Annotated in this window: 11 protein-coding genes and 1 pseudogene; 7 read left to right on the forward strand and 5 right to left on the reverse strand. The window is 68.4% G+C overall.

From position 1 onward, the window contains the following. Nucleotides 1-21: 21 nt before the first annotated feature. Both rlmN and ACFU8Q_RS16335 read right to left on the reverse strand, forming a co-directional pair. Entirely contained in the window at nt 22-1128 is a 1107-nt protein-coding gene (gene rlmN / locus ACFU8Q_RS16330) for a 23S rRNA (adenine(2503)-C(2))-methyltransferase RlmN (protein WP_384453621.1), read from the reverse strand. A 711-nt stretch (nt 1129-1839) separates the two neighbouring features. Next, entirely contained in the window at nt 1840-2646 is an 807-nt protein-coding gene (locus tag ACFU8Q_RS16335; RefSeq protein WP_384453624.1) for a DUF3800 domain-containing protein, read from the reverse strand. 608 nt (nt 2647-3254) lie between these two features. Here ACFU8Q_RS16335 and ACFU8Q_RS16340 point away from each other — a divergent pair. Then, entirely contained in the window at nt 3255-3938 is a 684-nt protein-coding gene (locus ACFU8Q_RS16340) for an alpha/beta fold hydrolase (protein ID WP_384453626.1), read from the forward strand. An 18-nt stretch (nt 3939-3956) separates the two neighbouring features. On the opposite strand, the pseudogene ACFU8Q_RS16345 reads toward ACFU8Q_RS16340, so the two are convergent. Continuing rightward, nucleotides 3957-4088: pseudogene (locus ACFU8Q_RS16345) on the reverse strand (IS630 family transposase); the annotation flags it as partial. Nucleotides 4089-4421: 333 nt separating this feature from the next. On the opposite strand from ACFU8Q_RS16345, the gene ACFU8Q_RS16350 reads away from it, so the two are divergent. Further along, nucleotides 4422-4550, forward strand: a complete 129-nt coding sequence (locus tag ACFU8Q_RS16350; protein ID WP_384453629.1) for a hypothetical protein — start codon at nt 4422-4424, stop codon at nt 4548-4550. A gap of 426 nt (nt 4551-4976) precedes the next feature. Here the strand turns inward: ACFU8Q_RS16350 and ACFU8Q_RS16355 are convergent, their stop codons facing one another. Further along, nucleotides 4977-5630 (reverse strand): YdcF family protein, encoded by a 654-nt coding sequence (locus ACFU8Q_RS16355; protein ID WP_384453630.1) that lies wholly within the window; start codon nt 5628-5630, stop codon nt 4977-4979. Further along, nucleotides 5627-6415: a GntR family transcriptional regulator gene (locus tag ACFU8Q_RS16360; protein ID WP_384453633.1), complete on the reverse strand. Its 789-nt coding sequence runs from the start codon at nt 6413-6415 to the stop codon at nt 5627-5629. The genes ACFU8Q_RS16355 and ACFU8Q_RS16360 overlap by 4 nt, the downstream gene beginning before the upstream one ends. A gap of 654 nt (nt 6416-7069) precedes the next feature. Between ACFU8Q_RS16360 and ACFU8Q_RS16365 the strand changes: the two genes are divergently transcribed. From ACFU8Q_RS16365 to ACFU8Q_RS16385, 5 genes are all read left to right on the forward strand, one after another. Beyond that, nucleotides 7070-7378: a hypothetical protein gene (locus tag ACFU8Q_RS16365; protein WP_384453636.1), complete on the forward strand. Its 309-nt coding sequence runs from the start codon at nt 7070-7072 to the stop codon at nt 7376-7378. After that, nucleotides 7375-7659 (forward strand): DUF6303 family protein, encoded by a 285-nt coding sequence (locus tag ACFU8Q_RS16370; RefSeq protein ID WP_384453639.1) that lies wholly within the window; start codon nt 7375-7377, stop codon nt 7657-7659. The genes ACFU8Q_RS16365 and ACFU8Q_RS16370 overlap by 4 nt, the downstream gene beginning before the upstream one ends. Beyond that, entirely contained in the window at nt 7656-8513 is an 858-nt protein-coding gene (locus ACFU8Q_RS16375; protein WP_384453642.1) for a hypothetical protein, read from the forward strand. The genes ACFU8Q_RS16370 and ACFU8Q_RS16375 overlap by 4 nt, the downstream gene beginning before the upstream one ends. Before the next feature lie 5 nt (nt 8514-8518). Further along, nucleotides 8519-8857, forward strand: a complete 339-nt coding sequence (locus tag ACFU8Q_RS16380) for an RRQRL motif-containing zinc-binding protein (protein WP_384453644.1) — start codon at nt 8519-8521, stop codon at nt 8855-8857. A gap of 73 nt (nt 8858-8930) precedes the next feature. Then, nucleotides 8931-10469, forward strand: coding sequence for a hypothetical protein (locus tag ACFU8Q_RS16385; RefSeq protein WP_384453646.1), 1539 nt, complete (start codon nt 8931-8933; stop codon nt 10467-10469).

The raw sequence follows: 10469 nt of genomic DNA on the forward strand, positions 1-10469 counted from the left end.
GTTACACGGGTCGTTCCGGCCTCAGCGCTCGGCTGCCGCCAACTGCCCGCAGGCGCCGTCGATCTCCTGGCCACGGGTGTCCCGCACGGTCACCGGCACCCCGTGTGCCGCGATCGCCTCGACGAAGGCCTTCTCGTCCTCAGGACGCGACGCGGTCCACTTGGACCCTGGCGTGGGGTTCAGCGGGATCAGGTTGACGTGCACCCGCCTCCCCTTGAGGAGCCGGCCGAGCCGATCGCCGCGCCAGGCCTGGTCATTGATGTCCCTGATCAGCGCGTATTCGATGGAGATGCGGCGGCCGGACTTCTCCGCGTACTCCCACGCGGCGTCCAGCACCTCACGCACCTTCCACCGCGTGTTCACGGGGACGAGCGTGTCGCGCAGCTCGTCGTCCGGGGCGTGCAGCGAGACGGCGAGACGGCACTTGAAGCCCTCGTCGGCGAAGCGGAGCATCGCGGGCACCAGGCCGACGGTGGAGACGGTGATCCCGCGCTGTGAGAGCCCCAGCCCGTCCGGCTCCGGGTCGGTCAGCCGGCGGATGGCACCGACCACCCGCTTGTAGTTGGCGAGCGGTTCGCCCATGCCCATGAAGACGATGTTGGAGAGCCGCGCCGGGCCCCCCGGGACCTCCCCGTCGCGCAGCGCACGCATGCCGTCCACGATCTGGTGCACGATCTCGGCGGTCGACAGATTGCGGTCGAGACCGGCCTGCCCCGTGGCGCAGAACGGGCAGTTCATCCCGCATCCCGCCTGTGACGAGATGCACATCGTCACCCGCTCCGGGTAGCGCATCAGGACGGACTCGACGAGCGTCCCGTCGTGCAGCTTCCACAGCGTCTTACGGGTGGTGTCGTCGTCACAGCTGATGTGGCGGACCACGGACATCAGGTCGGGGAACATCGCTTCGGCGAGCTTGTCCCGCGAACCGGCCGGGATGTTGGTCCACTCCGCCGGGTCGTGCGCGTACCGCGCGAAGTAGTGCTGCGAGAGCTGCTGGGCGCGGAACGGCTTCTCGCCGATCGCGGCAACGGCTTCCTTGCGCTCGGCGGGTGTGAGGTCGGCGAGATGCCGCGGCGGCTTCTTGGCTCCGCGGGGCGCGACAAAAGTGAGTTCTCCGGGCTTAGGCATGGTCCGTCCAGTGTCGCAGACACGCCGTGGTAGTAGACGTCGTCGCCACCTCAGGCGCGGCCAGGCCCGACCGCGGCCGGTCGACGTTGGTCGTTGTCAGTCGACGTCGGCGGCCCTATGACGGCCCACAGACGGCCCCGGCAGGGGGGCGAGGGTGACCGATCGCACCAAAGGCGAGTGGTACACGCAGCGTCTCACCGAGTCCAAAATCGAATACATGTCCGAGAACCTCAGTCGCCTGGTCGGCTACGCATCGTCCGCGAGTGGCAGGCGTACCAGCTCGGCCGAACCGATCGGACGATCGCCGAGCTGACGGACTGCTGGTGATCTACGCATTACAAGTTGTCCGATCTTGGTACGGCGGTATCCATGGGCGTCCGCGGAACAGGCTCCGTACCTGCTCAGAGGGGGCAGACCCCAGCGGACAACGACGGACAGTGATGGATCGCGTAGCGACTGAGACCGCAACCGAGACCACACCGAGAAAGCCGTCGGCCAGGCCGCGCATAGCGTCGCTGGTCAGAAGGAGACGACAAAATTGGCGCCCGTGAGTGCGCACTCACCGCTTAGGCGGGGTACTGTTTATTTGCGCCGCGAGAGCGGTACGGAGCCCCCTGGCGGGCTGCCGGGACGAGGTCGGAACCAGGCAACTGGATCCTCCACCTGAATGGTGGCAGTGGCCCCCGGAGCCCTCCAGGGGGCTTCGACGTGTCAGGCGATGACCCACTTCTGGTACCAGCAGCGGTTCACCAAGAGCGTGTGCGACCCCCAGATCTTGACGCCGTAGCCCATCAGGGAGCCGCCAGGCGAGCGGTACAGCTGGTGCTTGCACAGGAGCAGGTTCTGCGCGCAGTCCTCGTCGACGTCCTCGCCCGAAAGCGCGACGTTGAGGATGCCGGCGTGGATGTCGGCGAGCTGGATACCGTCCCAGTCGGTGCCGATCCACTTGGGAGGCCACTTGACGTACTGCCAGGGGACGCCCCAGGTCTCTCCGCCGAGGCCATTGCGAACCCGGGTGAGATAGCTGGCCGTGTCCGTGTGGTCGACGCCCTTGACCGTGCCGAGGTAGGGGATGGCGAGGCGCGGGCCTCCGTCCCAACTTGCCGCGCAGTGAGCGACGCGCTCCAGGAGGAGTCGGGTCGTGTAGTTGTAGAAGCGGGTGCCGTCGGCCATGCCGCCGGTCGGCACGGCGTTCCGCTTGGGGACGATGACGTGGATGACCTTGACGCCCGGCATCAGGGACAGGGTCCTTGCTGCGCGCTCCCGGCGCCCCGGGTGCTTGGCCTTGAAGTGGTCCACCCAGTGGAGTGGGGTCGTCGTCTCCGGGCGGCTGACATGGATCATGGCTCGCAGGCCAGCGGCGACGACGCGGACGTTCCAGTCCTCCTCCTCGGGGACCACGAGCGCAGTCATCGCGAAGAAGGGGGACCCGAGGGCGCCGCGGTCGCCGGTTTCGTCCACGTAGACGCGCAGCTTGGGGAGAGTGCCGAACTCGGCGGCCGTAAGCGGGGCGTTCATCGGCGCCGCGCGGGGGTGAACGCGCGGGTGTGCGCGCTCAGGTGGGTCCACACCATGGGAGGCCAATTCCCCTCTGGTCTTGTGCCCCTGGCGAAGTCCCGTCCGCCAGGGGCGCGTTGGATGCGCTACATGCGACTCGGACCTGCGGGCGCACGACAGCATGGGCATCACCGGCAATGCCGATGATGCTGAGACAAGACTAGGGGATACAGGGAGGGTTGAAGACCCGGGAACCACAAATTGTGGGGCCCGAATCTCATTCGACCACTACATCTAGTGGTTCGATGCCTCGCCGCACCGGCAGGGCGGCCGCTTCACCAGCGACGAAAGAACGCCGGAGCTATGAGGCTCTGAGCGTGATCGTACCGCTTTCGGCCGTCTCACTGACCCGGAGCAGCCAGTCGAGCAACGGGGTCGCCAAGACCCCCGTTCGTTGAAGTCGGCGTGGCCACGATTGCCTCTCGCTAGTGCTGTGACCGCGTAGGTTCGCCGGGTTGGGTTGGGTTGAGCCGCAGTTTTCAAAGATCTCAGTCTGACCGAAGCCCGGTGTCAGAGCCTCCCGGTAGCGTGTCGGCAACCAGATCTGACGTCTCTCCGGGAGAACCACCGTGGACATCCTGCTCATCGCTGGCTTGTGGCTCGACGGATCCGCATGGGACGACGTCGTGCCCGAACTCACCGCGCTCGGCCACCATCCCGTGCCGCTCCCCCTCCCGGGCCAGGGTGACGGCGCCGCCTCCGCGACGCTTGATGACCAGTTGGCAGCAGTGCTTGCCGCAGTTGACGCGGCGCCCGGAAAGCCCCTGGTGGTAGGGCACTCCGCAGCATCGACCCTGGCCTGGCTGGCCGTTGACGCGCGACCGGAGAAGGTGGCCAAGGTCGCCTTGATCGGCGGCTTCCCCGCCGCCGATGGGCGGGCCTACGCCGATCACTTCGCGATCGAGGGCGGCGCCATGCCCTTCCCGGGGTGGGATCCTTTCGAGGGCGCGGACGCCGCTGACCTGGACCAGCAGGCCCGGGACCGCTTCGCGTCCGCCGCCGTTCCTGTCCCCGAGGCGGTCGCCAGGGGAGTCGTGCGCCTGACCGACGAGCGCCGCTTCGACGTCCCCGTTGTGGTGGTCTGCCCCGAGTTCACCCCCGCCCAGGCCCAGGAGTGGATCGCCGCCGGTGAGATTCCTGAGCTCGCCCGCGCTACTCACCTTGAGTACGTGGACCTCGACTCGGGCCACTGGCCGATGGCCACCCGCCCCCGCGAACTCGCCCGCGTCCTGGGCGAGGCTGCCAACTCCTAGCGGCGCCGGGTTAGGTGGTCAGGCCCCGGCCGGTAGTGGTCTGCCGCCCCAGCGGAGGCCCTTCTCGCTGCGGATGCGGGCACGCTCCTTGCGTTCGGCGGCCAGGACGTCGCGATGGCGGGCGTTGGCGTTGCGCCATCGCAGCCGAGCCGCCTCTGCGCCGCAGTACGGTCAAGCACATCCCGACGGCGGCCGCGAGCACAACCGCCATGGAAACGATGGCGGAGCACTCGTCATGGCGTTGGGCCGGCAACTTTCCGTTTTTTGTCCTGGTCAGCCAGTCATCCAGGGCGGCACATGCGTACTCAGGTACGGCAAGCCCCCATTCATGTCGGCGCCCCCGGTATGATTCCGAAGTGCCAAGCAGATTTCTCCCCTGAACTCGATTCCATGGACGCCGAGTTCGCAGGATCCGACGCCATCGTAGGTGCCGGGTGCCGACGCCAGCGTGGTGTTGGCTCGGAGGATGAAGGGCGGTGGGGGTTGAGTTCCGATCTGGAGAAGCCTCGCAGAAAGTGGACCAGTGCCGAGAGGGCGCAGGTCTGGCTGGCTGCGGTGAGCATCCTGGTGGCGATCATCGCCCTGGTGGGGCAGTTCGCTCAGTACCGCTGAGCGCCCACCCATGAGAACGGTCGGGACCGGCACCTGCGACATGCAGCGAGCCCGGTCTGCTCTTACGCGACCGGGCTCGTGAACTGCGGCGGAGGGCCTTGCTCTGGCAGGAGCTTGGCCCTCTGCTGATTCGGTCGATCCAGAAAACCAACCAGTGCGGTCGTGTCAGGGTACTTCAGAATTGCGCACACACCTAAGGGGTGTGCTTAAGAGCCTGCTCTAGCCGCGCGGCCGGCGGAGCCGGGGCCGCATACAGCGAGCGGGAGCGAGCCGCCTTGATGAAGTAGGGAAAGTTCTAGCGCGCTCGCACGGTGACGGCTTTCAAGACCGATCAGCATGCAGCGGCTGTACCCCACCTGACCTGCGACTGGGTCTCAATGCGCTTGCTCGCGGAGGCGTCTGGCCCACGCATGGCCCATAGCGCCCTCACAGAACCGGGACGAGGCGACTTGTGAACCCAGCAGCACACAATCGCTCGTAGGCCACGGCGACAGAGTCCGGGACGTCTTGCCGAATCATGAACCCCTGCTCCGGGTAGATAAGCAGGCGCTGCTGAGCTCCAACGAGCATGTCGAGCACAAACCGGGGGTCTTTGATCGAGTCGACGTATTCAGTGAGGGGCATCGGCGCTGACGCGCTCACGAACTCAACCTCCGGCCACAGCTTGCGCGCAGTCGCATAGGCTCTCCGCTCCTCGTACGGCTTGCTGACGAGCAGCACGGACGAAACGGTGACGTCCCGGTCTGCGAGCAGTGCGCGCGAGAAGTTAATGTTCTCGCCTGTGTTCCGCGCGTTCGGCTCGACGAGAATGGCTGAGTCGGGAACGCCCAGCTCCAGCGCCCGTTCCCGATAGTGCTCGGCTTCCCCGCGGGGCATCCGGTCCCGCGTTGTGCGGCTGGTAGCACCCGTGAAGACCACCAACGGGAACATGCCTCGCCGGTACAGATCGACCGTCACGTCTGCCACGCCCAGATCATGACTGCCGAGCCCGATGGCCACCGAGCAGGGGCGCGGCTCGTGGCGCATCTGCTGAAAGTCCCAAAGCTGTTGGGCATCTGACCATGCCTGCGCCGAGATCACTGGGCTACTCCTTGCGCCGAGTCGGGGACCTTGAAGTCATATGCCCAAGCGAAGCGGCTCGCCGCGTGAATACCGACCGCGAACTCCACGACGGTGCCGTCAGCTGTACAGGTGGTGCGGTGAAGCTCCACGACCCACTCGCCGGGCGTCAGCTGGAGTAGTGCAGCCTCCTCCGACGTCGCGGGGCGAGCGAACAGCTCCTCCCGCATGTGATCGATCTCGTAGCCCGCGTCATAGAGCACGCGATAGCCACCACCCTTGCCTGCCGGTCCCGGCGTCGGGTCGACAAGCCGCGTTCCCTCGACGTGCTCCGGACGGTAGTAGCTGGTCAAGGTGTGCGTCGGCTGGTCCCCCTCCTTAACGAGGCGGGCACGTGCGTACACCTCGGAGCCATCCGGCAAACCATGCGCCGCCGCTACGAGCGGCGTGGCCGGCACACGACTGACGTTCTGCGTCTGCTCGCCACGTTTATGCGATCGGCCCGAAGCTACGCGGTCAGCGATGAACGCGACCTCATCACCATCACGCCACTTGGCTTTGTCGTACCGAGCAATGCCGAGCCTCTTGAGCGGGGCTTGCTGCCGCACGACAGTGCCGTGACCACGGGAAGAGGTCACCAAGCCTTCGGCTTCCAAGGCCTTGTAGGCCGCATGGACCGTGGACTTTGAACCTTCACCAGCCTCGACCAGGTCTCGGATGTGCGGCAGCTGCTGACCAGGGGCGTACTCGCCCCCCTTGATTTGCGCAGCCAGCTTGTCTGCCAGTTCTCGCCACTTGGGTGCCACACCAACTCCTCTCGATAGGCCCAGTCAAACACAGTCCCAGGACTGTTGACAGTCCTGGGACTGTGCGCCATTGTCATCTCAGACGCCGCAGTCCCAGGACAGCGAGCGGAGGTAGCCCTTCTTTGGGCTGCTTCGAACTGCACGACCGCAGAGCGCCCGGCGGGTCTCGTGAGGGCGAGATACCCCTTTGACCAGGGGATACCGCGCCTGTCGGGGAGGGTCTGGTCTTTGGTAACTGAACAGAGAGCGAACGATTCGACGGGGTGGAAGTCCCTGTCCCCGCGGACGACCGGGTGATGTCGTCGGCGGCCCCTTTCCGCGTGCTGGCTCTGGAGAACAGCCCTGGTGATCATCCCTTCATTCCTGGAGGTCAACGCCTTGGTTGCCACCCTGTACGCGCCGCCCTGCTGGCGTCAGAGCAGTGACGATGACGCACCGTTTCGCAGGCTCGGGACTGGTCGGTCGTGGTAACGGCCACCCAGCGAAGTCCTGCCCGGTTGCCTCCCCCGCCCGTCCGGCCGCTGGTCGTACGGGCGGGGCTGAGGGGAGCCGGAGAACGTCATTCCTGCTTCACCCATAGACGGCGCGCGGCCCCGGTGTCCTACCACCGGGGCCGCTGTTTGGGCCGTCCACCGACTAAGGAGAAAACGACCCATGAAGACCATCGTTGCTGGTCACGTGGCTGTTACGGCCACCGAGTTCGCTGAGCTGGCACTCGGTATCGATCTGGAGCTGTTCACCGGTTCGGCCACGGAGTCCGCGATGGAGCGGGCGGCGCGGCTGGACGTCGCCCACGAGGTGCTCGCGGAGCTCCGGGAGAGCGACCCGGAGACCGCGGCCTACGCCGAGTCGCTGCTGCGGACCCTGCCCATGAAGGCGCGACAGTCGGACGGCCGGCGCCCGCGCCGTGCGGTCCGCCGCCCGGTGAAGAACTGCACGGCCGGTTCGGCGGTGGCCGCATGAGCGCCCTGCCGGTGGCCAGCGCACGTTTGGGCAACACCTTCGACGGCACCTGGGAGCTCTACGTCGTCACGGACGGGCCGTCCACGGACTGGCCGGAGTACTTCTTCGACCGCGTGGTTCCCGTGCCCACGCTGGACGAGCGGGTGCGGGCCCTGGCCGCCCTCGGCTTCAAGCTGGCCACCGATGCGGAGTGGGAGTGGCAGGAACTGCGGAGCGGACCCATGGACAGGGTCGAGCTGCTGGCGGCGGCCGATGTCCTCCCGACCGGGGGTACGGCATGAGGCGGCCCACTCCCGTCGCCCGGCAGATTGCGGCGCTGCAGTCTCTCCAGTCCGGTCTGACGAAGGTGCTGGTCGCGGTCGCGGTGGTCGCGCTGGCGTTCACCGCGACGAACGTGACCCTGTTCGCGATCGACCATCACATCAGCGTGTGGATCGCGTGGCTGCTGGACCCGATGGTCGCGGTCGCGCTCGGTGCGGTCCTGATCGTGGACGGCCGGTTGTCGGAGCACGGGGTGCAGCCGTCCGGCTGGGCCACGGTGCTCCGCTGGTTCGCCGGGCTGGGGACGTGGCTGATGAACTGCTGGGCCTCACTCTGGCCCGCCGGCGCCGCTTTCGGGGTGCCCCGACAGGTCGACCCGGCCGGTCTCGTCCTCCACTCCATCCCCCCTGTCCTCCTGATCGTTCTCGCCGAGGCGATCACCTTCTACCGGCGCGCGATCCTTGATCGAATCGCCGCCCTGCGCGATCAGGTGGACACCGTGGTGGAACGGGTGGAAGACCCGACCGTCCACCCCGCATCCACCACACCGCCCCCCACGGCCGCACCCGAGCCGCCGCGCCCGGCTCCGGCACTCGAACCGGTAGCAACGCTGCCGGTCATCTGCGGTGCACAGCGGGTGTATCCACTGACCGTCCCCCCGGCATCCACCCCGGACGACGAAGACCAGCAGACCGGGCCCCGACTGAACACCGAAGAGGCCGCCGAGGTCATCCGACAGTGCTACATCGACGGCGACACGATCGCCGAGGCCGCGTTGAAATCCACCCGGTCCACCTCCTACGTCCACAAGGTCTACGGCCGCCTCGCCAACCCCCCGCAGGACATCCCCGAGCCGCCCGCCCTGGCGGGGTGAAGGCGATGGCAACCACCCCCGTCTACCGGTGGAACCTCGCACCGGACGGCTACGCCACCTACCGCCAGCTCCGCGCCCTCGGGCTGCGGCCCGGCGGTCAGGACGTCGCCGCACAGCTCGAACGCCCGCGTCGCCGCCGGGGCCCGCTGGTCGCGCACCTGTACCTCGTCGACCGGGCCAAGCCGGTCCGCCCGATGACGCCGGCCAAATGGGCAGCGCTCGCCAAGGCCATGGCTGCCCGCCGGACCTGCCCCAACTGCGGGCGGGATGGCGGGTATTGCATCCCGCGGTCGCTCGGCATGTGTGTGGCCTGCGCCTACCCCGAAGAACAGTGCGCCGCGTAGAAGCCCGCAGGGCCCGGCCCTATCCACCACAGATCCGGCCGGGCCCCCAACTCCGCGAAGGAGTGCACTCAGCATGACCGACACCACCATCACTCCTGTAGCGGCCCCCGAGGCCGCCCCAAACCCCTCACCGCCCCCGGCACCCGAACAGAACCCCGCACCGGCCGCCGCCGAGGTCGACCACACCCCGGGCGGCTGGCCGGTCGTCCCGCTCGCAGTGACCAGCACCAACGCCACCACGTCCCTGCTCGCCACTGCCGCGCTTGTCGGCGGCCCGGCTGCTCTGGCCGTCGCCGCCACCGGCGCGGTCGTCCTCGGCACCGCCGCAGCGACCCGTAAGCACCGCGGCAAGAAGAAGCCCGGCAAGAACCTCGGCCGCACGCAGCGTTCCGCAGCCGGTGCGGGATCCACCGGCCGCACCTTGCGCCACGGTGGCGCGGGGCGGATCCCCGGCCAGACCCGGAACGGGAACACGAGCGCTGGTAAGGGTGCCGGGCGCGGCAAGGGGAAGTCGGGCGGTCCGCACCCCCGCGGCGCGAGCAGCATCCGCAAGACGCCGGTCAAGCAAGCGTCTGCGGGGGCCCTGGGCAAGTCGCGGGGCCGCCTGGGCCAGGTCCGGGCGTTGCGGGAGTCGGCCCGCAAGTCGGCCCCGTCGCGGGCCGACCGCCGGGCCGACACAGCAGGGACACGCCGGGCCCTGGCCGATGCCCGCCGGGGTGCGAAGAACGCGGCCCGGTCGGAGTCCCAGTCCCGCAAGGGGCCGCTCGGCCGGTCCGTGAGCAAGGCCGCGGGGCGGGTCGGTGCGGCCAAGGGCGCGGTGATCGACCGCATCCGGTCCGCGCGGGACCGCCAGGCCGCCGGGAAGGTGCACGCGCAACGAGACGCGGTCCGTAAGGCACCGGCCAGGAAGAAGGCCCGCAAGGCCCTGTGGCGGTCCGCGGCCCGGTTCCACGGGCGCCGCCTGCTCTCCGCCCTGCTCGCCGGGGCTCTCGGTGTGGTCGGGATGCTCTCCACCCCGCTGGGCCGGAAGCTCGGCTGGGCCTGGCTGCAGAACCCGGGCCGTCGCCTGTATGCCCGCATGACCCACACCGCCGAGGAACGGCGCCATGACCGGGACGACGCCATACGCGCCGCCCCGCAGGACGACGAAGCCGCCGCCGACGCCGAAGCGGCCGACAACAGCACTGACCAGGTCGGCGACACGGCGGAACGCCCGTCGGGGCCGACGCCGGCAGCACCCACCACCATCGCAAGTGAGGGAGAGAACGTGTCTGGTTTCCGGTTCGAGGAGTACGCCGCGGAGATGGAATCCGCAGCCGGGCAGTACGACCCCGAGAACGCCATGGAAATCCTCGCCATGGTCGAGGGACTCCCGGCCGCGCTCACAAGCGTGGCGAACGTGATGAAGGTCCTCGCCGAGCGGGCCGACAGCGAGTTCCCGCTGGAGAAGGACGTCGCGGACGGCTTCAACGACATCTTCGGCGCCGTCATGAGCGCGGTAGCGGTCGCTGAGGACATGGGCCCGCTGTTCCGCCAGTCCCACGAGCAGGACATCGCCCGCCACGAGGACCCGCGCAACGGGCCCGAGGCCGAGAAGGGATGGAACGTCTGA

Origin of the sequence: Streptomyces sp. NPDC057543, from assembly GCF_042801895.1 — a bacterium.
Classification (GTDB): Bacteria; Actinomycetota; Actinomycetes; order Streptomycetales; family Streptomycetaceae; genus Streptomyces.

Excerpts from the sequence above, each read along its gene's own strand:
- ACFU8Q_RS16335 (WP_384453624.1), bottom strand. The coding sequence starts at position 2,646 with ATGAACGCCCCGCTTACGGCCGCCGAGTTCGGCACTCTCCCCAAGCTG.
- rlmN (WP_384453621.1), bottom strand. The coding sequence starts at position 1,128 with ATGCCTAAGCCCGGAGAACTCACTTTTGTCGCGCCCCGCGGAGCCAAG.
- ACFU8Q_RS16380 (WP_384453644.1), top strand. The coding sequence starts at position 8,519 with ATGGCAACCACCCCCGTCTACCGGTGGAACCTCGCACCGGACGGCTAC.
- ACFU8Q_RS16375 (WP_384453642.1), top strand. The coding sequence starts at position 7,656 with ATGAGGCGGCCCACTCCCGTCGCCCGGCAGATTGCGGCGCTGCAGTCT.
- ACFU8Q_RS16385 (WP_384453646.1), top strand. The coding sequence starts at position 8,931 with ATGACCGACACCACCATCACTCCTGTAGCGGCCCCCGAGGCCGCCCCA.
- ACFU8Q_RS16365 (WP_384453636.1), top strand. The coding sequence starts at position 7,070 with ATGAAGACCATCGTTGCTGGTCACGTGGCTGTTACGGCCACCGAGTTC.
- ACFU8Q_RS16370 (WP_384453639.1), top strand. The coding sequence starts at position 7,375 with ATGAGCGCCCTGCCGGTGGCCAGCGCACGTTTGGGCAACACCTTCGAC.